The organism is Hymenobacter bucti (genome assembly GCF_042681145.1).
In the GTDB taxonomy this organism is placed as follows: domain Bacteria; phylum Bacteroidota; class Bacteroidia; order Cytophagales; family Hymenobacteraceae; genus Hymenobacter; species Hymenobacter bucti.
The window spans coordinates 581,060-605,870 of the sequence record NZ_JBHUFD010000005.1 but is presented as its reverse complement, the minus strand read 5'-3'; the positions used below and the strand labels follow the sequence as shown (position 1 = coordinate 605,870).

At 63.8% G+C, this 24,811-nt stretch carries 13 protein-coding genes; 4 read left to right on the top strand and 9 right to left on the bottom strand.

Annotated features, from left to right (window positions below; genetic code table 11):
• Nucleotides 1-159: 159 nt before the first annotated feature.
• The 5 genes from ACFSDX_RS14615 to ACFSDX_RS14595 all read right to left on the bottom strand — a co-directional run bounded on the left by ACFSDX_RS14615 (nt 160) and on the right by ACFSDX_RS14595 (nt 8,374).
• Nucleotides 160-1,608, bottom strand: a complete 1,449-nt coding sequence (locus ACFSDX_RS14615) for a RagB/SusD family nutrient uptake outer membrane protein (RefSeq protein WP_382314775.1) — start codon at nt 1,606-1,608, stop codon at nt 160-162.
• 24 nt (nt 1,609-1,632) lie between these two features.
• Complete coding sequence (locus ACFSDX_RS14610; protein WP_382314773.1) at nt 1,633-5,115, bottom strand: SusC/RagA family TonB-linked outer membrane protein; 3,483 nt, start codon at nt 5,113-5,115, stop codon at nt 1,633-1,635.
• 21 nt (nt 5,116-5,136) lie between these two features.
• A complete protein-coding gene (locus ACFSDX_RS14605; RefSeq protein WP_382314771.1) occupies nt 5,137-6,165 on the bottom strand; it encodes a FecR domain-containing protein in 1,029 nt (342 codons plus the stop codon).
• 228 nt (nt 6,166-6,393) lie between these two features.
• A complete protein-coding gene (locus ACFSDX_RS14600) occupies nt 6,394-7,716 on the bottom strand; it encodes a GDSL-type esterase/lipase family protein (RefSeq protein ID WP_382314769.1) in 1,323 nt (440 codons plus the stop codon).
• 64 nt (nt 7,717-7,780) lie between these two features.
• Nucleotides 7,781-8,374: an RNA polymerase sigma-70 factor gene (locus tag ACFSDX_RS14595; RefSeq protein WP_382314767.1), complete on the bottom strand. Its 594-nt coding sequence runs from the start codon at nt 8,372-8,374 to the stop codon at nt 7,781-7,783.
• Nucleotides 8,375-8,608: 234 nt separating this feature from the next.
• On the opposite strand from ACFSDX_RS14595, the gene ACFSDX_RS14590 reads away from it, so the two are divergent.
• Entirely contained in the window at nt 8,609-9,649 is a 1,041-nt protein-coding gene (locus ACFSDX_RS14590) for a LacI family DNA-binding transcriptional regulator (RefSeq protein ID WP_382314765.1), read from the top strand.
• A 67-nt stretch (nt 9,650-9,716) separates the two neighbouring features.
• Here ACFSDX_RS14590 and ACFSDX_RS14585 read toward each other — a convergent pair whose 3' ends face one another.
• Nucleotides 9,717-11,018 carry an MFS transporter gene (locus tag ACFSDX_RS14585; RefSeq protein WP_382314763.1) on the bottom strand — a complete coding sequence of 434 codons (1,302 nt, stop codon included), beginning with the start codon at nt 11,016-11,018 and terminating at the stop codon, nt 9,717-9,719.
• Nucleotides 11,019-11,140: 122 nt separating this feature from the next.
• On the opposite strand from ACFSDX_RS14585, the gene ACFSDX_RS14580 reads away from it, so the two are divergent.
• Nucleotides 11,141-11,524: a hypothetical protein gene (locus ACFSDX_RS14580; RefSeq protein WP_382314761.1), complete on the top strand. Its 384-nt coding sequence runs from the start codon at nt 11,141-11,143 to the stop codon at nt 11,522-11,524.
• A gap of 36 nt (nt 11,525-11,560) precedes the next feature.
• On the opposite strand, the gene ACFSDX_RS14575 is transcribed toward ACFSDX_RS14580, so the two are convergent.
• On the bottom strand, nt 11,561-12,628 hold the full coding sequence (locus ACFSDX_RS14575) for a metallophosphoesterase (protein WP_382314759.1): 1,068 nt from the start codon (nt 12,626-12,628) through the stop codon (nt 11,561-11,563).
• 656 nt (nt 12,629-13,284) lie between these two features.
• Between ACFSDX_RS14575 and ACFSDX_RS14570 the strand changes: the two genes are divergently transcribed.
• Nucleotides 13,285-14,625, top strand: coding sequence for a CotH family protein (locus ACFSDX_RS14570; RefSeq protein WP_382314757.1), 1,341 nt, complete (start codon nt 13,285-13,287; stop codon nt 14,623-14,625).
• A 9-nt stretch (nt 14,626-14,634) separates the two neighbouring features.
• Here ACFSDX_RS14570 and ACFSDX_RS14565 read toward each other — a convergent pair whose 3' ends face one another.
• Nucleotides 14,635-15,555 (bottom strand): NAD(P)/FAD-dependent oxidoreductase, encoded by a 921-nt coding sequence (locus ACFSDX_RS14565; RefSeq protein WP_382314755.1) that lies wholly within the window; start codon nt 15,553-15,555, stop codon nt 14,635-14,637.
• Nucleotides 15,556-15,812: 257 nt separating this feature from the next.
• Between ACFSDX_RS14565 and ACFSDX_RS14560 the strand changes: the two genes are divergently transcribed.
• Nucleotides 15,813-16,298: a hypothetical protein gene (locus ACFSDX_RS14560; RefSeq protein WP_382314754.1), complete on the top strand. Its 486-nt coding sequence runs from the start codon at nt 15,813-15,815 to the stop codon at nt 16,296-16,298.
• Between the two features lie 86 nt (nt 16,299-16,384).
• Here the strand turns inward: ACFSDX_RS14560 and ACFSDX_RS14555 are convergent, their stop codons facing one another.
• Nucleotides 16,385-24,769, bottom strand: a complete 8,385-nt coding sequence (locus ACFSDX_RS14555) for a beta strand repeat-containing protein (protein WP_382314752.1) — start codon at nt 24,767-24,769, stop codon at nt 16,385-16,387.
• Nucleotides 24,770-24,811 lie beyond the last annotated feature (42 nt).

The following is a 24,811-nucleotide window of genomic DNA, read 5'->3' as shown; positions in this document are numbered from 1 at the left end:
TCGGGTGCGATTGCTTCGTCGTGCCTCCTCGCAAGGACAAGCGTATTGATTTTGAGTTACTAAGCAAGTCGCTCCGGGGCCGGATAGTTCTTTATCCACTTTTCCCCAACCCGGACCCCGAAACGATAGCTTTTTTCAGCAGCGGTTAACCGCTAATTCCTAGTAACCCGGGTTTTGCGTAGCCAGCGGGTTGGTGTTAAGCTCGCCCTGCGGAATCGGGAAAATAAGGTAGTTGGTATTGGCCGCCCCCGTCATTTGCTGAATGAGGGTCAGGGCCGTCACGCTGTGCGTAGCCGAGGCATCGGCCTGGGTGTGGCGGGCGTAGCGCAGCAAGTCAAACCAGCGCTCGCCTTCGAAGGCCAACTCTAGGCGGCGCTGGCGGTCAATTTCGTTGCGCAGGGCCTGCTTGGTCAGGGCCTGGGTCGAGGCTAGGGTGAGGGCCGCTAGGCCGGCGCGCTGGCGCACCAGGTTCAGCGGGGCCAGGGCGGTGGCGCTGGGGCCGGTTTGCTCATTAATGGCTTCGGCCTGGGTCAGCAGCACCTCGGCGTAGCGCAGCACGTAGGTGTTATCTACCGAGTTGAAGAAGTTGCCGCTGCTGGTCCACTTGTACACGAACGGCCCGCGGTCGTTGCCGTTGCCGCGGCCGCCATCGACGTAGCTAGCGTGGTCGCGGCCCGCGTTGGTGCGGCCGATGTAGGCCCAGCGTCGGTCGTTCACGGTGTCGGCGTAGCTGATAAGCTCGGCCGTCGGAATGTTGTACTTCGGAAACGAATAGGAAGCCGGCGGCGAGGGCAAAATCAGGTCCGGAATACCGTTGCCCCCGTCGGGGTTGCCGGCAAATTGAATCTCGAACAGCGACTCGCTACCCTTATTCTCGGCCGGATACAGCCCTTTGAAAGAAGCGCTCAGCGCGGCACCCGTCACGGCTTGGGCGGCCGCTTGGGCCGCGGCCCAGTTGCGGCGCGTGAGCTGCACGCGGGCCAGCAGGGCGTAGGCGGCGTTGCGGCCGGCCCGGTTGGTGTTGCTGGCGGGCATCCGCTGGGTCGCGCTCTGCAAGTCGGCTATTACTTGGTCGTATATCTGGTCGGCCGTGGCGCGGGCCAGGTTGATGTCGGCCGAGGCGCCGCTTTCGCTGGGTTGCAGGCGCAGCGGCACGCCGCCGTAGGCCCGCACTAGGTTAAAATAGTTGAGGGCACGCACGAAGCGGGCTTCACCCAAAATCTGGCTGCGGCGGACCGTGTCCATCGTAATGGTGGGCACGTATTTCAGCACTACGTTGGCCCGGTTTACGCCGGTGTAGGCCTGGCGGTACACGTTGTAGACCTGGCTGGTGTTGGGCGTCCAGATGATTTTTTCGAGCGCGTTCACGTCGCCGTTGGCCGTGGTGCAGTTGTCGCTGGGCATCTCGCCCATCGTTATCAGGTCCTGGCCGTAGGCGCCGCTGCCCTGTAGGGCGTCGTAGCACGAAGTGAGGCTGGCCTCGGCATCATCGGCGCTTTGGAAGAAGTTGGCGGGCGCAATGGTACCTAGGGGCTGGCGGTCCAGGAAGTCTTTGCAACCAGCCAGCAGCGTCAGCGCACCGAGCGCCGGGATAAGTATCTTTTTCATGGGAATTCAAGAACTAGCTGGTTACTAGAAAGTAGCGTTGATGCCGACCGTGTAGGTGCGGGTTTGCGGATACACGCCAAAGTCGTTGCCGAGGCCAGTGGTCGAGTTGAAGTTGGCGCTCACATCGGGGTCGTAGCCCTTGTAGTCGGTCCAGGTTATCAGGTTCTGGGCCGTCACGTAGAGGCGCAGGGTTTGGATGGCAGCGCGCTTGCTCAGGGTGGTGGGGAAGTTGTAGGCCAGCGTCACGTTTTTGAGGCGCACGTAGGAGCCATCTTCGAGCCAGCGGGCCGAGAAGCGGTTGTTGCCGGTGGGGTCGAAGCGCACCGGGCGCGGGATGTTGGTGTCAGTGTTGGTGGGCGTCCAGTGGTTGAGCACGCTCACGCTCTGGTTCAGCGGGTCCGACTGCGACTCCAGCGCCTGGCGGGTGCCGTTGTAAATCTGGTTGCCAAATACGCCCTGGAAGAACACACTCAGGTCCAGGCCTTTGTACGAGAAGTTGTTGGTCACGCCCGCAAAGGCTTTGGGGTTGGGGTTGCCGATTACCCGGCGGTCGTTGTCGTTGATAACGCCATCGGGCAACCCGTTAGGGCCACTGATATCCGCAAACTGCACATCGCCGCCCCGCACGGTTTGGCCGTTTTGCTTGGGCAGGGTGGCCCCAATGGCATCGCTCTGCACAATGCCTTGATACACCCAGCCGTAGAACGCGCCCAGCGGCGAGCCCACCTGCGAAATGCTGCTGCCGTTGATGATAAAGCGCGACTCGCTCTCACCCCCGTTGCCCACTTGCTGGCCTAGGTCCAGAATCTTGTTGCGGTTGCCCGAGATGTTGAAGTTCGTCGACCAGCCAAAGCCATTGTCCTTGGCCACCACGTTGGTCGTGGTCAAGCCGATTTCAATGCCTCGGTTCTCGATGCTGCCCACGTTTTGCGTCACGTTCAGCGCGTCGATGCCCGCGCTGGTGGGCAGCGGCACGCTCAACAGCAGGTCGCGGGTTTGCTTGCTGTAAATGTCAAACGTGAAGTTGAGGCGGTTGTTGAGCAAGCTCAAATCCAGGCCCCCGTTGTACTGGTAGGTGCGTTCCCAGCGCAGGTCGTTGTTGCCAATCTGGGTCTGCGTGATGCCGCCCGAAATGGAGTTGCCGGTGCCCTGGTAGTTCGAGCCCACGCCGTACTGCGAAAAGCGCTGGTAGGTGTAAATCTCCTGGTTGCCGTTGGCGCCGAAGCTGGCACGAACTTTCAGGTCCGAGATGACGCCGGTCTGCGGAAAGAAGCTTTCCTTCGACACGCGCCACGCCGCGCTCACGGCCGGGAAGTAACCAAACTGATACTTATCGATAAAGCGGCTGGTGCCGTCGGCCCGCAAGCTCACTTGCAGCAGGTAGCGGCCGTCGTAATCGTAGTTGGCCCGCCCAAAGAAGCTCATCAGCGCCCACGAATCGGCGTAGCTAAACGGAATGCCGACCACCGAGGTGCCCGCGCTCAGGTAGGGCACGGCGTTGGTCGGGAAGCCGCGCACTTCGGCCCCGTTGGTATTGCGGTTGCTGGCCTGCTGCGACTCGCCGGCCAGCACCGTCAGGTGGTGCTTGTCGCTGAGGGTGGGGTTCCAGGTCAGCGTGTTTTCATTGAGCCAGATAACCTGGAAGTTGCTGGCCGACCGGGCGCTGCCGCGCGTAGTGGGGTCAGAAGTGCCGGTGCCGGGGTAGTTGCGGCTGGTGAACTGGTTCTCGTTCTGGCTGCGGAAATCGATACCTAGGGACGAGCGCAGCTTCAGGTTTTTCAGAATATCAAACTCGGCGTACACGTTGCCCACCGTCTGGTACACTACCGCTTGGTTGGTGCTTTCCAGGATGTTACCAATCGGGTTGTCATAGTTCTGGAACGGGTTGGTGCCGTACGAACCATCGGCAAAGCGCACCGGAATGGTCGGAATCTGGGTGAGCGCCCCCAGCACCGTGCCCGAGTTGCCGATGCCCGACTCTGAGCGCGTGCTGCCGTTGGTGTGGGTGCGGCTCAGGTTTAGGTTCAGGCCCACCCGCAGCCGCTGGCTGATGGTTTGGTCGAGGTTAATCTTGAAGTTGTAGCGGTCGAAGCCCGAGTTCAGGCTGATGCCATCCTGCTTGAAGTAGCCGCCGCCCACGTAGTAGCGGGTTTTATCGGTGCCGCCGCTGGCATTGAGCTGATAGTTCTGCAAGGTGGCCGGGCGGTACAGCTCGTCCTGCCAGTCGGTGTTGTAAGGGCCGCGGTCGTTGGGGTAGTTCGGGTTAACGTTGACAGGATTAGCAACATCGCCGAAGGCCGGAGCTAGGCCCCCGCCCGCCAGCACGTCGTTGTACTGCTGCGCAAACTGGCTGGCGTTGAGCACGTCGAGCTTCTTGCGCAAGTACTGGCGACCCACGTAGGCAGTGAGGCCAATTTGGGCCTGGCCCGCCTTACCGTGCTTGGTCGTAATCACCACCACCCCGTTGGCGGCGCGCACGCCGTAGATGGCGGCGGCGGCCCCGTCCTTGAGCACGTCGATGCTCTCGATGTCGTTGGGGTTGATAGAGTTGAGTGGGTTGAGACGCTGGTTGTTGTTGGTCAGCTCCTGCTGGTACTCCGGAATAATCGGCACGCCGTCCACCACGTACAGCGGCGAGGCGTTGAGGCTAAGCGTGGCCGCGCCGCGCACCCGAATCTCGATGCCCGCGCCCGGCGCGCCCGAGGGCGGCGTCACCTGCACGCCGGCCGCCTGGCCCTGCAAAGCCTGGTCGAAGCCCGACACCGGCTGCCGCGCCAGCGCCTGGCTGCCCACCGAGGCCACCGAAGTCGACAGGTCCTGACGGGTCTGGGTGCCGTAGCCCACTACCACCACCTCGTTCAGCGCCTGCTGGTCGTCGCTGAGGCGGATAACGATGGTGCTCGTTTCGCCCGTTACGGCCAATTCCTGGGTTTTAAAACCTACCGAACTAAAGGTCAGTGTACTGTTCTCCGGCACGCTCAGCGAGAAGCTGCCATCGGCGCCGGTCGAGGTGCCGTTGGTGGTGCCTTTCACCAGCACCGTCACGCCGGGCAGGGGCTCGCCCTTGGGGTCGGTCACGCGGCCCGACACGGGCACGTTTTGCGGGGCCTGGGTGGCGGCCCTAGGGGCCGTTTCGGGCCGGCTGGTTACCACGAAGTAGTTGTCGCGCAGCTCCTTAAACTGGAGCGATACCTGCGGCAGCACGGCGGCCAGCTTCTCGGCTAGCGAGCCGGCGCTGGGTTGCGGCACCACGCGCTTGTTGTCCACTACGTTGCTTTCGTAGAAAATAGTGGCGTTGTACTCGCTCTCCCACTGCTTGAGCAGCGACTTGAGGGGCACCGACTTCGCGTCGGCGGGTAGGGCGCTGGGCTCGCTCTGGCGCACCGAGTTCACGGCCATAAATTGGGCGTGGGCGGGGGTGTTCAGCAGCTGAAGCACCGCTACGCTAGCAGCCAGGCACGCGGGGCGCGCCACTGGCCACCCCAGGTAGGTAAGGGGTTTGTTCATAAGAGGGTGGGTAAAAGAGAATTATTTAGTAGGCTGCTCGGTCAGGGTCAGGCGGTTGCCTTGCCTGAGCGCTTGCAGGTGGAAGGTTTCTTCTAAGGATTGCAGCAGCACGGCGAGGTCGCGCACGGGCACGGTGCCCGTCACGCGGCGCCGGTTCAGCTCGGGCGTGGCCACTACTACTTCGAGGCCGTAGGTGTCTTGCAGGCGAGCGGCTAGCTCCGCGATGGTCGTTTCGTCGAGTACCAGCTGGGCATCTTTCCAGCTGGCGTAGGGGGCCGTGTGCACCGTGCGGTAGGCCGTCACGACGGGCTGGGCGGGCTTGATTTCGCGAGTTTCGACCAGCTCGCCGGGCTTCAGCAGCACGTCGGGGTGCTGGCGGTCGTCAAAGCTTACCCGCACCTTGCCCGAGAGCAGCACCACCCGCCCCTGGTCGCGGCGGCGCGACACGGTGAATTTGGTACCCAGGACTTCCACGTTGAAGCCCGCCGTAGTGTGCACTACAAAGCGCTGGTTGTCGGCTTGGTGCTGCACCGAGAAATAGCCTTCGCCATCGAGCCACACCTCGCGGGGCTTGCCCGTGGCCCAGGCCGCCGGGTAGCGTAGCGTCGAGTGGCCATTCAGCATCACGCTGGAGCCGTCGGGCAGCTGCACGGTGCGGGTTTGGCCGTAGGCCGTGGCCACTTGCTGGGCCGGAGCCGGGCGCTGGCTGTATAGCCACCAGCTACCGCCGCCCAGCACGGTGCCGGCCACCGCGGCGGCGGCGGCCCAGCGCCGCCAGGTCGGGGCCGCCGTGGCCACAGGCAGGCGGGGTGCCTGGCCTAGGTCCAGCTGCCGGTGCAGGCGGGTTAGCAGGGCTTCGTAGTCGGGGGCGTCGGCACTAGGGGCGGCGGGCTGGGCCGCTAGCTCTTCCCAGTGCAGGCCCATCCAGTACTGCGCCAGCAGCTGGTTGGCGGGCTGGGCCAGCCAGGCGCGCACGGTAGCCGCCTCCGCGGCCGAAGCCGTGCCCTGCACATAGGCCGTGAATAACTCTTGGGTAATAGCTGGGCTCATAGGCAGGTCGATGAAGCAGTGAGTGAGCTAGTAAGTAGCGCTGCACGATGCAGCCAGACCTTTTGCTCACCTAGGGCCGCGCCCTAGCACCACAATCGTTTGCAGTACTACACTGCCACCTGCCCCGCACCCTTAGTCGGAACCCAGAAAAAAGTTAAAAATTTCTTAATCGTTTTAGCAACAGCGAATTGAAAATTCGTCTTATTTGCGTCGTAGTCCCGGTCTCCGCTATTTGCTAGCCTTGGCTGGTGCCAAGCGCTGGGCCCCGGTGCGGCGTGCTGGGCCAAAGGCCGGGCTAGGTATTCGCAAAAGCACGTTGGTGCTCTGAGCCAGGTTGGCAAACATATTAGGGGCAACTTGGCGGCCATCAAGGGGAGCGTATAGCTCCAGGCTCGACTTGAGTAGCGAATCGGCGGCCAGGGCGCGCACCTCGGCGGCGGTCATGCCCGCGCGGTAAAAGAGCCAGTTGCGGTACTGCGCGCCGGCCGGGGCTTGGCGGCCCCCTAGGGTGAGTTGGCGCGTGCGCAGCTGCTCGGGAAGGCTGCCCACCAGCTTGCCATCGAGGTAGAGCAGGGTTTCGGCTCGGGCAAAGTAGTGGGTTAGGGTCGCCTGGTGCCACTGGTTGTCGGCCACGCGGGCGGGGCTGGTGAGCTGTCCCGTTTTGGCCGAGGTGTAGGTGAGTTGGCCCTGGGCACCTAGGCTGAGCTGGCCCGTGCTGGTGCTGTCTTGCAGGGTCAGCAAGGTGCCCGCGGCCTTGGCGCGGAAGCTGATGACCTGCGTGAACGGGTGCACTAGCGCCTCGGGCACGAAGCGCAGCGCGGCCCCCGGCAGCGGCACGCCGGCCGTGGCCTGATGCCGTGGTAGCGGTTTGCCGGCCCGCAGGGCGTCGAAGAGTGAGGGCACCCAGGCGTGAAAGAGTTCGGCGTGGCCACGGTCGTTGGGGTGCAGCGCATCGTCGAAGTAGCCGGCGGCCCAGCGGCCGTGGCCATCGTCCACGGCCCCGAGCAGGTTTACGGTGGGCACGGCCCAGCTGTGCAGCAGCAGATTCATCTGCTGAATGAAGGCGTAGTCCTCGGCCGTGTAGTCGTTGCGGGTGTAGCTGTTCGTGACCACTGGCACCAGCCCCGCCGCCCGTGCTTTCTCGATAAGCACCTGCATATTGGCCTTAAACTGGTCGAACTTGGGCTGGCCGCCGCCGTGGATGCCCTCGTTGCCGAGGGCCAGGGCGTACACCACGTAGCGGCCTTGCTGCGGCGGCAGGTCGCGCTCCCAGCGTTCCAGCACTTTGAGCGTGTTGTCGCCGGGAATGCTGATATTGGCCGTGGTCCAGGGCGCGCCGCGGCCCGCGGCGGCCCGCTGGGTTAGCAGCGCGCTGTAGCGGGCAGTATAGCCATACTTGCCGGTGGCGCCCTGCCCAAACGGCACCGACGAGCCGAAGTACACTATCTTCAAGTCACTGGGCGCTAGTGTGGTGGCTGGGGCTGGCGTCTGGGCGCGGCCGGTTTGGGCACCTAGGGCTAGCGAAAGGAGCAGCAGAAGTTTCCGTGTCATAAGGAAGTAAAATGCTCGGCAGGTAAAGTAGCTCGGACACACAGCGCCCAAGCTACGCTGAATGCTAGCGGCTGCCCACGGCGAGCGTTAGCAGCACGCCCAGGATACCGCCGCCGTGCAGCCGGAAATACGAGCGCATCGTTTTGAGCGCTTGCATCATGTGGGCTTCCACGGTCTTGACCGATACGCCCTGGCGCTCGGCTATTTCGGGGTAGGAGAGGCCCTGCTGCCGGCTCAGTAAAAAGGCCTCGCGCTGCTTGGGCGGCAGATGTTCGAGGGCGGCCTGGTAGAGGGCCTCCATCTCCTGATACTCGACCTCGTTGGCCACGCTGGCCGTGCCAGCGGCCGCGGCCACTTGGCCATGCAGGCGCAGGTGGTGCTGGTCGCGGCGCAGCTCATTCAGCACGGCGTGGTGGGCGGTGGTGAAGAGGTAGCCTTTCAAGGGCACGTCGTCGCGGAGCTGAGCGCGCTTTTCCCAGATTTTGATAAAGCACTCCTGCACAATCTCTTCGGCCGCGGGGCGCGACTTGAGGTAGCTATAGGCAAAGCGGTAAACCAGGGCGCTGTAGTGCCGGAAAAGCGCGTCAAACGCCCGCTCGTCGTCTTGCTTGAGACGGCGCAGATAGTCTGACTCAGCAAAATCGCGCGCTAGTTCCACCAGAGGGGTTTGGAAATACCAGGAAGACTACTTTTCTTAACCAAAAAGTACTCGAAAGGTACTGACCCGGTCGCCAAAAAAACGCTGGCGCGCCGGCCGTGGGCGCCAAGTTGCCATCCTTGCCAGTAGCTTGCGTATAGCTAGCCAGCCGGGCCCGGGCGGGCCCGGGCGGGCCCGGGCGCCCCCTTTATTATCGACTGAGCACGTGGCTGTTCTGCTTATTATTACTATCTTATGGCTAACCGCCGGGCATCTATCACCGACTTAGCGGCTACGCTGCAGCTGTCGCCATCTACTATTTCGCGGGCACTATCCAACCATAAAGACGTAAGCGAAGCCACCAAAGAGCGCGTGCGCGCCCTGGCGGCCGAGCTGCACTACCAGCCCAACCAGCTGGCCGCTGCGCTGCGCCGGGGCCGCAGCAAAATGCTGGGCGTGCTGGTGCCGCACATCCAGGGGCATTTTTTTCCGGAGGTGGTGCACGGCATCACGGTGGCGGCCAGCAAGGCGGGCTACCAGGTGCTCATCTGCCAGTCGAACGAAGACGTGGCCCAAGAGCGCCAGCACCTCGACCTCTTCATGAATGCGCAGGTCGAAGGTATGCTGGTGTCGGTGGCCTCTACTACCCAAGACTTTGGCCACTTCGAGCAGGTGCGGGCGCAGCAGGTGCCGCTGGTGTTTTTCGACCGGGCCGTGGAGGGCTTCGAAGGTGAGCAGGTGCGGGCCGTAGTGCTCGACGACTACCAGGGCGCCTACCAGGCCGTGACGCACCTCGTGGCGCAGGGCTGCCGCCGCATCGCGCACCTGGCCGGCCCGCAGCACCTAGGCATCCACAAGAACCGCCACCAGGGCTACCTCGACGCCCTGCAAGCACACGGCCTGGTGCCCGACGAGGCCCTGACGGTATTTTGCGATATGAACCAGCGCGGCGGCACCCAGGCCACGCGCCAGCTCCTCAAGCTAGGCGTGCCCTTCGACGCCATTTTTTCCTCTAATGACCTGGCCGTGGTGGGCGCCCTGCAAGTGCTGAAAAAGCACAAGCGCCGCGTGCCCGAAGACGTGGCTCTGGTGGGCTTTAGCAACGAGGCTTTTACCGAGCTCACCGAGCCCCAACTCAGTACCGTGGACCAGTGCTGCGGCCAAATGGGCCAAACCGCCGTGCGCCTGCTGCTCCAAATGATTCAGCGCGAACCTAGGCGCCCGGCCACCGCCAGCAGCGTGGTGCTCAAGCCCAAGCTGCTGGTGCGCGAGTCGTCGAAAAGAATGAGCAATTAACAAGTAGTAATGAGCAGCCCAGTTGTTCGGGCTGCTCATTACTACTTGTTAATTGCTCATTGAAAATCTACTTCTTGCCCGCGCCCATTTCTAATTTGCGTAGCTGGTCGGCTTTCCAGCTCGTGATGGCCACGACCAGCATGGTCATGAGGCCGCCGAATACGACGCTCGGCACCGTGCCGATAAGCTTGGCCGCCGTGCCGCTCTCGAAGGCCCCAATTTCGTTGCTGGAGCCGATGAAGATGCTGTTCACGGCCGACACGCGGCCCTTCATGTACTCGGGCGTGTAGGTGTGCACCAGCGTTTGGCGCACGATAACGGACACGGAATCAAATACGCCGGTCAAGAACAGCAGGAACATCGAGAGGTAAAAGTTGGTGGAGAGCGCGAAGGCCACGGTGGCGGCGCCGAAGCCCGCCACGGCCCACAGCATCTTGCGGCCCGCGCCTTTTTTGAGGGGCGAGAAGGTGAGGAACACCGCCATCAGCACCGAGCCCACGGCCGGCGCGGCGCGCAGGTAGCCAAAGGCGTCGGGGCCGCCGTGCAGGATGTTCTCGGCGAAGAAGGGCAGCAGCGCCACCGCGCCGCCAAAGAGCACCGCAAACATATCCAGCGACAGCGCCGCTAGCACCAGCTGATTGCTGAAAATGAACTTGATACCGCTCAGAATACTCTCACTCAGGGTGAGGCGCTCGCCCTCGATGGGCGGCAGCTCGCGGCTGGCAATACTGATAAAAAACAGCAGCGCCAGGCCCTCCATTACCATATCCACGCCGTAGGCAAACTCGACGCTGCGGTGCAGCAGCAGCCCCCCGATGGCCGGCCCCAGCACCGCCGACGCCTGCCAGGTGGTCGAGCTCCAGGTCACGGCATTGGGCAAAACGCCGCGGTTGGGCAACAGCTGCGGCATAAACGAAAACAGCGCCGGCCCCATGAAGCCCCGCGCAATGCCGCTCACAAAAATGACCAGGTACAGCGGCCACACCACCGTGGCGTGCAGGGCATCGAGGTGCAGGCGGCCGCCCGCCAGCACACCCGCCAGGGCCGGGTGGGCGAGCCACCACAGCGTGACGGCGCACAAAAAGAGCACCATTACCGCCGGCACCACTATGCGCTTGCGCCGCACCGAGTCGGCCACGTGCCCGGCGTAGAGCGAGACGGTAATGCTCGGGATGGCTTCGGCTAACCCAATGAGCCCGAGGGCCAACGGGTCGTTGGTGAGCTTAAAAATCTGCCAGCTCACGACGACGCCCTGAATCTGGGTGGCCACCGAAAATAGGGCGCGGGCGGTGATGTAACGGCGAAAATCGGGGATGCGCAGGGCCGCGTAAGGGTCGTGCGGGGTAGGGTCCGGCGTGGTCGGGCTCATGGGCAACAAAGCAGAAGGCAAAAAATATAAACCGCCTACCTAGGCAAAAGTAAGGACCTGCCAAGCCGGCCAGCGACTTATCTTGCGAGCTAGGCGCCGCGTTGCCCGCCATTGTTCAGCCTATGTTTGCTCCTGGCCTCACCCTCGCGTATCGCCCCGACCTAGGGCTGGTCATTGCCCGCTGGCAGCGCGAAGTCACGCCCGCCGAGCTGCAAAGCGGCTACCTCGCCATCCGGGCCGCGGCCGACGAGGCCCGCTGCGGCCAGTGGCTGCTTGACCTGCGCCGCCGCGAAGATGTTATCGAGCCCGCGGTGAATACCTGGTTCGGCCGCGAGTTTGCGCCCGCGCTGCGCGGGCGCTACGAGCGGGCGGCGCGCCTCGCCTTTTTGGTGTCGCCGCTGCGGGCGCAGCAGCCCGTTGCGGCCATGGTCTCGGCCGCCGACGCCGATTGCCAGCTGGCCACTTTTATGGACGAGGCCGCCGCCTACGAGTGGTTGGCCAGCTAGCGCCCTTTGGCTACCTAGGGTGGCGGCGGTCGGGCTTTACAACGCTACTACCCGCGTCACCTGCGAAAAATCGGGCCCCAGCAGCTGCACATAGTACAGGCCCGGTGCCAGCCCATTGCGCTGCCACGCCAGCCGGTGCCAGCCCGCCGGCATGGGGCCCTGCTGCAAGCGCACCACTTCCTGCCCTAGGGTATTGAGCACCCGCAGCTGCACCGCGGCGGGGCGGGGCAGCGAGTACTCCAGCGTGGTAACGTCCAGAAACGGGTTGGGGCTGGCGGGGTAAAGCTTTGGCGCGGCGTCGAGCGTGCGGTGCAGCACGTAGGTATCGACGAGCACCTGCTTGCGGGTAAAAAACTGCATGGCCAGGCTATCGGCCGTGGCCGTGAGCAGCATGGCGCCGTAGTCGCCATTGAACAGCTTCTGGCTTTCGGGCAGCAGTTTGGGGTTGCGCTGGTGAATGCTGCGGCCCCCTAGGCCATTAATAAGGTACGGAAAGCCATCGACCAGCAGACGCTCGTAGATGTGGTCGTGGCCCGTGAGCACCACCGAGGCGCCCCAGGCGCGGAACGGCCACTGCAACGCCACCGTGCTGCCGTGCGGCCCCGACGAGTAGGGCGCGTGGTGAAAATACACCACTTTCCAGCGCGCGGTGGAGGCGGCTAGCTCGGTGCGCAGCCACTTCGCCTGCACTGATGCAGCGCTGATGCCATCGGGCTCGTTGGGGTCGCTGTCGAGGGCAAAAAAGTGCACGTCGCCCCGCACAAAGTCGTAGTAGCGCCCATTGCCGGGCAGCGTAAAGTAGTCGCGGTAGGCCTCGCCGTTGCGCGTGTAGTAGTCGTGGTTGCCGAGCGACGGAAAGAAGCGGTTGGTGGAGGCGCTTGGCCCGTAGCGGCCCCGGTACTTGTGGATGTAGGCGTGGTAGTACTGGCCAATGTTGCGGTCGATGGTGGTCGAGTCGCCAAAGTCATAGTTGTTGTCGCCCAGCGTGATAATAAACTCCGGGTTCCAGCTCTTCACCAGGTCGGCCACGTCGCGCTCGGCCGGCCCCGCCAAGCCATAGTCGCCAATGGCCGCGAAGCGCTGCCCGTAGCTCGGCGCGGCCAATACAACTAGGCAAAGCGCTAAAAATAATTGTCTTAAAATAGGATAAAAGCTATAATGCATTACGCTTTGTGTATGAAATGCGGAAAACTAAGCAATGTCAGTAAAATACATTAGTAAGAGTCCTGCCTAGAACCGAATTTTGAAGTCGTGTAAGATACTGCAGTATTCTTTAAATGTTTAAGAGTGCCATTTGTTTTAATAATTATCCAATTTATAAAAGTCCTTCGATACTCAGTACTTCATTACTTCTACTACTACATATGAAACACCTGTTTACTGTCAAATGTACTATAGTTTCCCTGTTTTTTCTACTCGGGCCCAAGCTTGATGCCGTAGCAAAATTAGCCAATGCATATACTGGTAACCCATTAGTAATTGCTGCTAATTTCTACCACGTAGATGAGCAGCATCACTTAATAATAATCAATAAATCGGTAGCGGAAATTGCGGCGGCCAGCGATAAAAATGCCAATGCAATTGTCTTGGATAAAGAATACAGCTTTGTAGAGGGTAGCCCGGCGCTAGGTACCGCGCAATCGTGTACGGTAGCGCACGCGAATACTACTTATACGGTATATTTTTCGAAGCTACCCATTATCCATATCAATACGAAGCACGCGATTGTGGATGCCCCGAGCGTTTATGCAACGTTCACCATGTCTGAAACGAATGGGGCTACTATTACCGCTAACCTAGGTATCGAGGTGCGGGGCGGCAATTCGCAGAACTACCCGAAGAAATCGTACGAACTGAGTTTCTGGGCCGATACGCTCGGGGCCAGCAACCGCGATGTCAAGCTGCTAGGGATGCGCAATGACAATAAGTGGAACCTGCAAGCTTTATATAACGAGCCGTTGCGGGCCAATAGTAAAGTAGCCAATGAGCTATGGCAGGAAATGAGCCAGCTGTACTACAAAGACAAGGAGCCGGATGCTAAGAATGGCATAGCCATGTCTTATGTAGAGCTGTTCGTGAATAAAGAATACAAGGGAATTTATTCCTTGACTGAACGAATTGATAAAAAGCAACTGAAATTAAAAAAGTATACTACTTCAATTAAGGGAGAATTATATAAGGGTAGCGATTGGGGTGGGGCGGTGACTTTTACGGCATTGCCACCCATCGATAATACGAGCCTGATTTGGGGCGGTTTTGAATACAAGCATCCGGAAGAATATACGGACTGGACGAATTTATATGACTTTGTCAGCTTCGTTGAAACCAGCTCCGATGCTGAATTCTTGAAGCAGTACCCGAGCAAGTTCAATTTGAAGAATGCCGTTGACTACTACATTTTTATGAATGTGCTGCGGGCAACTGATAATTATGGTAAAAATTTGTACATTGCCAAGTACAACGCGGGTGAGCCGTACTTCTACGTGCCGTGGGATTTGGACGGCGTATTTGGCAACGACTGGATGGGCCGGAACGACAACACGACCGATGACATCGTGACGAACGGCTTTTATAAGCGCCTGAACCAGGACTGCTCGGCCGCGGGCTTTCGCGGCGTGCTAGCGCGTCGGTGGGCCGAATTGCGGACCACCCTGCTCACGCCCGACCACATCATGGCCAAGTTCGTGGCCAATAATGCGTACCTGCAAGCCAACAGCGCCTACCAGCGCGAGCAGGCCGTTTGGCCCAGCTTCAGCTACGACAATACGCAACTGACCTACGTGAGCAACTGGCTCACCAAGCGGCTCGCCTACCTCGACGGGGCTTTCAGCCAGCGCTGCACCGTGCTGAGCGCTACGCCGGGCAAGGCCGGCCCCGCCGTGCGGCTCTACCCCAACCCGGCTACCAACTACCTGGTGATTGAGGCCAACGCCGCTACCTACGACGTGTGCATCCAGGACGTGAGTGGCCGCGTGGCGCTGAAAACTACGGCGCACACGTCGGTTAGCCGCCTCGATATCAGCCAGCTGCCCAAAGGCCTGTACCTAGTGCTGGTGAAGGGCGAGAACTTCGTGATGACCGAAAAGCTGGTGCGCGACTAGGCGCGCGGCCTAGGTTACTTCGGTGCGGGTTAAGGCTTCGTTGAGGCAGATGGCGGCTTTGCTGCCGCTGGCTGCGGCCAGCAGCGCCTGCTGCTGACCGGGCACCATATCGCCGGCGGCGTAGAGGCCGGGCACCGTGGTTTGGCCCTGCTTATCGACCCACACGGCGCCCTTGCTGGTGAGGTGCGCCCCTAGGTCGGCGGCAAAGGAGCTGCGCTGCTCTTGCGGCGGGTGCAGAAACAGGGCCTTGCGCTCGAGGTAGGTGCCATCCGCAAACTCGACGCAGCGCAGGCCGCCGCGCACCGTGCCCACCAGCCGCGCAATGGGGTTTTCGTGCACCGCGATGCCCTGGCGGCGCAGCCGCTGCCGGGCGTAATCGGTGAGGTGGCCGGGGCCATCGGTAACGACGACTACGTCGGCGCTCCAGCGGCTCATGAGTAAGGCCAGGCCCACCACGGGCTTGCCCTGGCCGTACACGGCCAGCGGCTGGTCGCGCACTTCGTAGCCGTGGCAGTAGGGGCAGTGCAGCACGCTGCTACCCCACAGCTCGCGAAAGCCCGGCAAGGGCGGCAAGATGTCGGTGACGCCCGTGGCCAGCAGCACCCGCCGCGCCACGATGGTGGCGGGGTGGCCCTGGCCAGTTTGGCCAGTGGCCTGGAAGCCGTGCGCTAGCTTGGTAAGGGCCGTTATCTTGAGCTCCTTCACCTCCACACTGGGGTAGGGGGCCAACTGCTCGCGCCCTAGGTGCAGCAGGGCGGCCGGCCGAATGCCATCGCGGGAGAAAAAACTGTGCACGGCCCCCGACGGGGCATTGCGGGTGGGGCCGCCATCGGCCAGCAGCACGCGGCGGCAGCAGCGCCCCAGGATAAGGGCCGCGCTCAGCCCGGCACTGCCGGCGCCGATGATGAGCACGTCGTACTCGGTAGTCATAATGAGCGGTATAAATATTCGGGCTAAACAGGTAGTTGACCCGTTAAACAGGAAACCACTAATCAGAGGTTACAGGGTGGGTTAAAAAAACCGCTGGCAGCCCGGTATCAGCGTGCTGGCCCGCCAGCGGTAGCCGGGCCGCTTTACCCGGTGGAAAGGGCTGCGGTAGTACTTATTGGAGGAGGGGTGGGGCGCGGGCAACTTATTGCGCGCACGGCTAGTTCAAGCCTAATTCCCACTCTAAAATCCTAAAAGATATGAGCAGTGTTCTGTGCCGCCGGTTGCTGGCGGCTTTGGTAGTAAGTGCGTCGGCGTGGGCTACCCCGGCCCTGGCGCAGGCTGGCCGGGGGGCGGTGCCGGCCCCCAACGCGCAAGCCAGCGCCGGCCATTTTGCGGAGCTGTGCCAGGCCAAGCTGAAGCTCGCCCCCGAGCAAGCCACGTCGCTGCATACCTACCTCGACCAGGAGGTGAATTACCTGAACGTATTGGCCGTGAACGGTATCGCGGCCGATACGCCCAGCCTGACCGCCACCGAAGCCCAGCAGCTCGACCAGGTGCTGGCGAAGCTGCTGTCGCCGGCCCAGCTGCGCGACTTCCGCAAGCTGGCGCAAACGCCCCAGGCCCAGGCGTACTTGCAGAGCATGGCCCTGCTGCCCGCCGCCTCCGACAACCTGGCCAAAGGCAAGCAACGCCAGCGCCGCAATTCGGAGATGGTAGCGCAGCGCCTCGATGAGGCGGAGTAGCCAGCCGCTGAGCTTCGGCAATGCCCATTAAAAAAGGCCCTTCCCGAATGGGAAGGGCCTTTTCGGTACCTAGGGGGCCGGTTGGCTTATTCCTTGGTCAGGCGCAGGGCCTGGCGCAGGGGCGAGCCGTCGGGCTGCTGGCCCGCCACCACGAGCACATAGGAGCCGCTGGCCAGGCCGGTCAGCTCCAGGGGCTGGGGCTGGCCGCCGGCCAGGGTCCAGGCGCGCACCTGACGGCCGGTAGCGTCGAGCAGCAGCACCTGGTAGGTGCGGGCGGCGGGCAGCTGGCTCAGGTCGAGGCTGGTGGTGGTGGCCACGGGGTTAGGGTACAAGCCCAGGCTCACGGCCGCCACTTTGGGGAAGCTGAGAGTGCGCTGGGGCGAGTAGGAGCTGGTGCCGTCGCGGTCCACTTGGCGCAGGCGGTAGTAGACGAGGCCGGTGGCCTTGGCCGCTACGCCGGCATCGGTGAGCGTGTAGGCCGAGGCGGCGGCGGTGGTGCCGTGGCCGGCTACTTTGGCAATGGCCGTGAAGCTAGTGCCGTCGAAGCTGCGCTCGACCTCGAAGTAGTCGTTGTTCTTCTCCGAGGCGGTGGCCCAGTTGAGTAGGGCGTCGCGGTTGGCCACGGCCTGGGCCGTGAACTCAACCAGCACTACTGGCAGCGGGGTGCCGCCGATGACGAACGTAACCGGCTGCGTGGTGATGCCGCCGTACTGGTCGGTGGTCGTGATGTTGAGCGTGTACGTGCCGGCGCGCAGGCTACCGGGCGTTTGCACCTGAATCTGGCCGGTGGCGGCGTTGAGCACCAGACCCAGCTGCGACAGGTTGGTGACGTTGCCATACTGCGAGCTGGTGAAAGTGCCCGTCGAAGTAGCCACGGCTACCCCGTTGGCGGCCCCGCTTTGCAGGGTGCCGCTGGTGGCATTGTACACGAGCGCGCTGGTGTTGTACACGGCGCCGTTGTTGTCGGTCACGAAGGCGATGACATCGTTGGCAACGTAGGCGGCGGCCGAAGCCTTCACCGGCGTATTGGCATACGTCGAGGCGTTGTCGGCACCCACCGGAATGGTGTAGAGGGCCGAAGCACTGGTCAGGGCCGGGCTGGCGTTGTCGGTAGCCACGTAGCTGAAGAAGGCATTGCCCGCAAAGCCCGTGGCCGGCGTGTAGCGCAGCGTTTGGGCCTGGGTCGGCGTCAGGTTCAGCGGCGAGGCCGCGCCCAGCAGGTTAGCGCTGGTAATGGCCGTGTAGGTGCCGCCGTTGTTGTAAAACAGCGTGCCGGTGGTGGGTAGCGTGCTGAGCGTATAGCTGTTCACGCTGCCATCGGGGTCGGTAGCCAGTAGCGGCGAGAGGGGCAGCTGCTGGCCGGTGTTGCCCTGGGGCGCTTGCAGCGAGTTCACTACGTTGCTGGCCACCGGCGGCTGGTTGGCGGCCGTGGTAGTGAGGCTGGCCGTGTTGGGGGCCTGGGTAGCGAGCTCGGTGGTGGTGGTGCTCACGGTGCTCGTGAGGGTGTAGCCCGCCGAGGTCGTGATGGTGCTCGGGGCCGTGAGCGTGATGGTGTATTCCAGGGCCGGGGCGGCGGTGTTGGCCGCCGCGGTGCCCGAGTAGCCGGGCAGGGTAGCCACGGTGGGGAAGGTGACGAGGCCGGAGTTGGCATCGTAGCTGCCGCCGCCGCTCACTACCACGCCACCTAGGCCGGTGGGCAGCTGCACGGTGGTGTTCACGGCCGAGGCGGCTGAGGGGCCCACGTTGCGGGTGGTCACGAAGTACGTGGCCGACGAGTTGGGCGCGATAGTGCTGGGGCCGCTGATGGTCGTGGTAACATCGGCCCGCGGCGCCAGGGGCAGCGTCAGCGGGGCCACGTTGTTGTTCGGGTTCGAGTCGCTGTTGGTAGTGCTCACGTAGGCCGTGGCCAGCAGCGAGGTAGTGCCACCCGGCACGTTGTTGATGGTGGCCGAGAAGTTGTTGCTCACGCCCGAGTTTTGGGTACCTAGGGTGCTGAACGTGGCCACCCCGGTGGCCGGGTCGTAGCTGCCGCTGCTGAGCACTACGTCGGCTGCGTTGAGGCCGGCGGGCAGTTGCAGGCGCAGCACTACGTTGCTGGCCGCAACGCTTGGATTGGCGTTTGGTAGGTTCGTATTAGTCGCCGTCAGGTTGTAGGTGACCGAGCCACCGGCTACCACGGGGTTGGTGGTGCTCACGGCCGCGCCGCCCACGGTGGCCGCGATAGTCGTCGACTCATCCAGCAGGTTGGTGTTCGACGGGGTCACGGTGGTGTTCACGGTGGCCGAGTTGTTGTTCAGGTTCGGGTCGTTGCCGGCCGGGGTCACGGCCACCTGGGCCGTCACGGTGAGGGGCGTAGTGGTAGGCGCCACAAACGAGATGGTGTTGCCTACCGCGCCCGCCGCGCCGGGCGCCTGGTCGCTGAGCGCCGGGAAGGTTACTAGGCCCGTGCTGCTGTTGTACGAGCCGCCGCCGCTCACCTGCACGTTGTTCAGGCCGGTGGGCAGCTGCACGGTCGTGGCCGAGCTGGGGTTCACCGAAGGGCCGGCGTTGGTAGTGGCTACGATGTAGGTTACTAGGCTGCCCTGCGCCACGGTGCCGGGGCCGCTCAGGGTCACGCTTACGTCGGCCGTGGGGGCCGGGGTAGTGGTGAGGGTAGCCGTGTTATTGGTCGCGTTCGTTTCCTGCGAGGTAGTGGCCACGGCGGCCGTTACCGGGTAGCCCGTGCTGGCGGGCACCGTGAAGGTCACGTAGTTGAGTACCGAAGCCCCCGCCACCTGAGTAGCAGCCACGGCGGCCGTAGGCAGCGTGAGCAGCCCGGTAGCCGCATTGTAGGCGCCGGCGGGCAGCGCGATGGCCGTGCCGTTGGCATTAGCCAGGGCTACCGAGGCGAGGCCGGCGGGCAGCTGCACCGTTTGCACCACGCCGGCGGCTGGCGCCGGGCCGTTGTTGGTGGTCGTTACGGCGTAGGTGGCTGGCTGGCCCACCGTGGGGGCGGTGGGGCCGCTGAGCGAAGTCGTCACGTCGGTCAGAGTCAGGATGTCAACCTTGGTCGAAGCCACGTTGTCGGCTACCACAGTTTCGGCCGAGGCCGACGTGATGCTCACGACCGGCACCAGTGGGCCAGTGGTAGGCGCGGGTAGTACGATGGTGTAGTTCAGCGAAGTGCCCTGCGCCCGGCTGGATACGGCCGGGAACGTGGCAACGCCCGTAGTGGCGTTGTACGTGCCATCGTTGCTGAGTACTACGCCGCTCAGGCCGGCGGGCAGGTCTACCCGCGTCACCGAGTTGGCCGCCGCGGTCGGGCCGTAGTTGCCGGTCGTGATGTTGAGTTGCAGCGTGGTGCCCGGCACTACTGGCCCGGTCAGGGGCGTGGTAGGCGTTTCGTAGTTAGCCGCCGAGATGGTGGCGTACAGGTTTACGTTGCCCGCCGTGCCGGCCGTCGAGCCGATGCTCGCCGCGTTGCTGTTCGTGATGTTGTTGGTTTCGCCTGCGGCCACCACGGTCGCGGTAATGTCATTGACAGGCACGGCTGGCATGGTCAGCGTGATGGTGTTGTTCACGTTGGCGCCGCTGGCCAGGCCCAGCACGGCCGGGAAGGTCACGGTCGTGTTGGTGCCGTTGTTCGAGAACGTGCCGCCGTTGCTCACGTAAAGGCTCGTGTACACGCCCGGTATCAGCACCGTCTGGGTGGTGCTGGGCGCCACGCCGGGCCCTAGGTTCTGCGTCAGCACGCTCAGCGTTACCGACGTGCCGGGCGCGGCAAAAGGAGGCCCGGTGATGGTAGTCGTCACGTCGAAGTTCGACGAGTTGGCAATCGTGGCGATGGCCGTGTTGTTGGCCGTGTTGGCGCCTTCGTTGGTAGTAGTGTTCACCGAAGCGGCGGCCACTACCTGGCTGCTTGGCATGGTAAAGCGAATGGTCGAGCTCAGGCTGCCGCCCGAGGCCAGGGTAGCGGTGGCCGGGAAGGTTACCAGGCCGGTCGTAGCGTTGTAGGTGCCAACGAGGCCGTTGAGGAACGTCACGTTCGTGAGGCCGGTGGGCAGCTGCACGGTCGGGGTCACGTTGTCGGCGGCGCTCGGGCCGTTGTTGGTGAAGGTGGCCACGAAGTTGCCCGTGCCGCCGGCGGCTACCGTCGCCACATTGTTGTTCGTGATGCTGGCCACCAGGTCGGCCAGCGGAGCCACCGTTAAGTTGGTGGTAGCAGTATTAGGCTGCACTCCGGTCCCGGCGCCGCCGCTGGCGTTCTCTGTTGAAGAAGTACCAATGTTGCTCGTGAGAACCACACTGCCCGGCGTAGCCGAGGCCGTGATGGGGAAGCTGTACGTGTTGCTAATGCCCGAAGGCAGGGTGTTGTTGCCCGTGGTGGGCGTAAACGAGAGCACCCGCGTGTTCGTGTTGTAAGCTATCGTCACGGTCGAAGCAGGGTACTTAGCCTGTAGCGCCGCCAGCTGGGCCGGCGAAATGCTGGCGCCCGTGGGCAGCGTTACCGACTGCGTGATACCTAGGGCCGTGGCCGGGCCGTTGTTGGTGAAGTTCACCGTGAAGTCGCCCGTGGGCAGGCCAGGGTTTACCGAGGCCGGCCCCGTGATGGTTGTTGTCACATCGGCATAGTTACCGATGTTGGTGATGATAAAAGATGGGTTATTGACGGTGTAAGGCTCAGCCGTCGTGGTTGAGATGGCCGCATCAGCCCGCACGTTGGCCGTGCCCGTAAGGGGGGCCGTGTACGAAAGGCTGAACGACTGACTAGCGCCCGCCGCCAGCGAGCTGAACGACGCGGAGGAGTAAGTAAGAATGTAGGGCTGCGTGACCCCACCCGTAATGGTAGCGCCCGGCGCGGAGATATTGGCTAGTAGCAGGGAGGCTGGTAACGATACCCGTGCCGAAAGGCCCGCAGCTGGAAGGGCACCGTAGTTCGAGAAATTAACCACTAGGTTAACCGTGCCGCCCGCTGTAGTGGCAGCGGGGCCAGTGATTACGCTAACCAAATCGGCCACGCAGCTAGCGTTGGCCGCCGAGGCGGCGATGCTGTTGCTGATGGCGGGGTTGCCCACGCCCAGCGTGCCGGCCTCAGCGCCGAAGGCTACGCCGCCTACCGTGAGGCCGCTGGTGCCGGCCGTGGCGTTAGCGCTGGCCGTGGGGCCATTGCTAACGATGAAGCCGCCGCCGCCGCCGCCGCCGGGGCCGTGGGCTACGCCGCCGCCGGTATTGGTGCCGCCCGTGCCGCCCGTGGCGGCCAGGCCGATGCTACCTAGGGTGTTCGGGTTTTGGGCCGTCAGCAAGATGCTGCCGCCCGCGCCGCCGCCGCCGCTGCCGTCGTTGTCGACGCTGTTGTCGGCGTTGTAGCCGTTGGCTACGATGCTGCCCGCGCCCGTTACCGAGCCGGTGCGCACCAGCACGATGCCGCCGCCGGGGGCGCCGCTGCTGGCCAGGCCAGCAAACGCGTTGCCCGTGCCGTCGTTGCCGCTGCCGTTGTTGGTAACGCCCGCGCCGCCGCCGCCGCCCAGTACCAGGCGCGAACTGCTCGCCAGCGGAAACGCCGCGCCGGGCTCGCCGCCCACGGCCAGGTTAGTAGCCCAGGAGTTGCCGCCGCGGCCGCCGCGGCCGCCGTTGGCGCCGCCGCCACCGCCGGTGTTCTGCGAGTTGTCGGTGGCGGCATCGGTGCCGCCGCCGCCGGCCGTGCCGGGTGCGCCGCGGCCGTTGTCGCCGGCCGGGTAGCTGCTGCCCGTGTTCACGAGCGTGCCGGCCGTGCCGCTGGCCGGGTAGGTGGCCACAAACTGAGGCGTGCCAGCCGTGCCTTCGCCCTTGCCCCCGTTCGAGGTGTTGGCGGTGCGGTAATCAGTGTTGTTAAAGCCAGCGGTGCCGGCTAGTGTGCGGCCCGCGCCGCCCCGGAAGCCCGCGCCCGAGGCGTCGAGGCGCTGGCCGTTGAAGTTGAGAGGACCCGCCACGTCGAGGGCCAGCACGCCGCCCAGCTGACCGTTCCAGGCCGGGGGCGCAATGGTGCCACCTAGGGTGAGGGCCGTGTACTGCGGAATGCGGATGACCTGGTAGCGCTGCTGCCCTTGGGTACCCGAGGCGTTGGCCTGGGTGTAGGCGTAGGTCAGGTTGTCGCGCAGGGTAAGCGTGCCGGCCGCGCCGGGCGTGATGGTAGCGCTGGTAGTGGCTACCACGCCGTACTCGTAGCGGCCCGCCGTGAAGCTGGTCGTCAGGTTACCGTTGGCCGAAGGGCCGGCCACGCCGTCGCCGTACGTATCATCGTTGGCCGTGGTGATGGCCGCGCCCTGCATCTGCACGATGAGCACGAGGTCGCCGGGGGCCAGCGCCGTGCCGGCATTGGCCGCGCCCGTGCCGCTGAGGGCAGTAGCGCTGAGGCTGATGGCGCGCTGGCCGGCGGCGGCATTGGCCGCGGGCAGGAAGTACGTGTTGGGGGCAGCCGTGAGCGAGGCTACCGTGCCGTCTTTGCCTGGTGTAGGTGGGCAACTGAGCACCGTGCCCGCCGCGCCGGTGGCGCCCACAGTGGTCGTTACGTTGGCCGCCGTGGCCGTGCCGTTGTTGTTGGCGGCCGTGTTGTCGATTTCGAGGGCGCTGCTCTTGGCCTGGCCCGTGAAGGACGTAGCGCCCGCGGGCATCACGAAGCTCACGTAGTTGACCGACGCGTTGCCAGGGGCCAGGGTCGTGGTGTTGAAGGTGACGATGCCGGTGCTGGCGTCGTAGGTGCCGTTGGGCACGTTCACCGTGTTAGCGGCCGGCTTGCCGGGCAGCGTAATGGTGGTGCTGGCGCTGCTGGTCGTGCGCGGGCCGGTGTTGGTAGTAGTGGCGTAGTAAAACACCGTTTGGCCGGCGGCGGCCGTAGCCGGGCCGCTGATGGTGGTGGCCAGGTCGGCCTCGCCGCACCACGACAGGTTCAGGATGGTCACCTTCTGCTCGTCCGGGTCATTCACGGCTTGCGCCGAGCTGTAGGTGGCCGTCACGTCGCGCACCGGCACCGGGAAGGCCAGCACCACGTTGCCGGCCGGGCTGCCCGAGAGGCTGGTACCCGTCACGGCATTGTTGGCAAACGAGTTGGTGGGGGCCAGGGCCACGTCGGCCGCTGTCAGGGTCACGGTAGTACCGTTAGCCTGAGTGCCCGTAAAGGTCACGCGGTCGATGAAATTAGTCGGCGTGGCGCCGGGTGCCGAGCCCCGGTCAATGTCGCCCACCACGAGCGTAAAGTTGTTGAGCAAGCGCGTTGCGCCGCTCGCCGCATCGGTAAAGCTGAACCGGATGCTCGATTGGCGGTTGGCCGCCGCCTGGGTTGCGTCCAGGCCGTAGTCGGCCGTCCACACCAAGCCTTTGCCGGGCTGGGCGGTACCCGGGTCGTTGCCGGTTTCGTCTGATACGAGCAGCGAGGCCGTGGAGGTCGTGAGGGTCGGGGCCGTGTAAGCGCTGGTGATGGTGATGCCATCAATTGTGGCGGTGCGCGCCGTGGTCCAGTCTTCGATTAGCGCGCGGCTGGCAAAGCTGAATACCGACTGCGTGTTGCAGGAGTTGGCATCCATCGGAATGCCGTAGTTCAGGTCGAGGCTCTCGTCGCCCACGTTGTCGGTAGCGGTGTACGTAAACAGCGCGTTGCCCGAGAAATTCTGGTTGGGGTTGAAGCTCAGCGCGGCCGCCTCCGTGGTCGTCAGCACCTGGTTGGCGCGCACCGGCGAGCCATTCAGCAGCAGCACCCCTTGCGAAGCCGGGGGCAAGACCTTGATTTTGTAGGCTACCACCGAGCCGTCGGGGTCGGGGTCGTCGGCGCGCAGGGTAGGCAGCGCCACAATGCCCTGGCGGCCAAACACCGTGGGGGCCGTTTGCTGGCCGCGGGGCAGCTGGTTGATGCGGCGCACCGCAATCGCCGTGAGGGCGAGCTCGCCCCCCGGCGCATTGCTGTTGCCGCTGCCATCGTAGAGCACGAGTATCGTACTGGTCGTGCCCGAGGTGCCCGGCACCGTAAGCGGGCGCTGGTACCGGTCCCACAGGTCTTGCCCGTTGTGCCCGGTTGCCAGCACGTCTTCTTCCACCATGCTGGTGGCCCCTATGCCGGCGTAGCTAGTGCCGTTGTTATACGACACCGCAAACCCCAAAACCGGCTTGTTGGCCGCGGTAGCCGTAGGGGCCAGGGCGTTGGACGCGTAGGTGCTGAAGGCGTAAGTGGCCCCGTTGACCAGGTTGATAGTCTGAATCCACAAAAACTGGTTGGTGGACTGGCCGTTGTAGTGCAGCCACGTGTTGCTGCCCGCCACGCCCTGGCTAGGGTCGCCCGGAAAGGGAACCTGCGAAATGTTCTGGGCGGCTCGCGTCTCCGTGCCCGTTTGGCCGGCCAGTAGCCCTTCGGTGGGGTACACGCCCGAGCCCGCGTACACGTGGTTGCTCCGCCAGCCCCCTAGGTCGTTGCCCGCCGCGATGTTGGTGCCACCGGGCTGCGAGCTGAAAGTTCCGTTTGTCACCAGGTTACCCCCGATGTACTGTTGAGCCCACCCCGTAGCGGG

What these genes read in the sequence shown, in the direction of transcription:
- ACFSDX_RS14615 (WP_382314775.1), bottom strand. Translation starts at nt 1,608, where the DNA reads ATGAAAAAGATACTTATCCCGGCGCTCGGTGCGCTGACGCTGCTGGCT.
- ACFSDX_RS14610 (WP_382314773.1), bottom strand. Translation starts at nt 5,115, where the DNA reads ATGAACAAACCCCTTACCTACCTGGGGTGGCCAGTGGCGCGCCCCGCG.
- ACFSDX_RS14605 (WP_382314771.1), bottom strand. Translation starts at nt 6,165, where the DNA reads ATGAGCCCAGCTATTACCCAAGAGTTATTCACGGCCTATGTGCAGGGC.
- ACFSDX_RS14600 (WP_382314769.1), bottom strand. Translation starts at nt 7,716, where the DNA reads ATGACACGGAAACTTCTGCTGCTCCTTTCGCTAGCCCTAGGTGCCCAA.
- ACFSDX_RS14590 (WP_382314765.1), top strand. Translation starts at nt 8,609, where the DNA reads ATGGCTAACCGCCGGGCATCTATCACCGACTTAGCGGCTACGCTGCAG.
- ACFSDX_RS14585 (WP_382314763.1), bottom strand. Translation starts at nt 11,018, where the DNA reads ATGAGCCCGACCACGCCGGACCCTACCCCGCACGACCCTTACGCGGCC.
- ACFSDX_RS14580 (WP_382314761.1), top strand. Translation starts at nt 11,141, where the DNA reads ATGTTTGCTCCTGGCCTCACCCTCGCGTATCGCCCCGACCTAGGGCTG.
- ACFSDX_RS14570 (WP_382314757.1), top strand. Translation starts at nt 13,285, where the DNA reads ATGTCTGAAACGAATGGGGCTACTATTACCGCTAACCTAGGTATCGAG.
- ACFSDX_RS14565 (WP_382314755.1), bottom strand. Translation starts at nt 15,555, where the DNA reads ATGACTACCGAGTACGACGTGCTCATCATCGGCGCCGGCAGTGCCGGG.
- ACFSDX_RS14560 (WP_382314754.1), top strand. Translation starts at nt 15,813, where the DNA reads ATGAGCAGTGTTCTGTGCCGCCGGTTGCTGGCGGCTTTGGTAGTAAGT.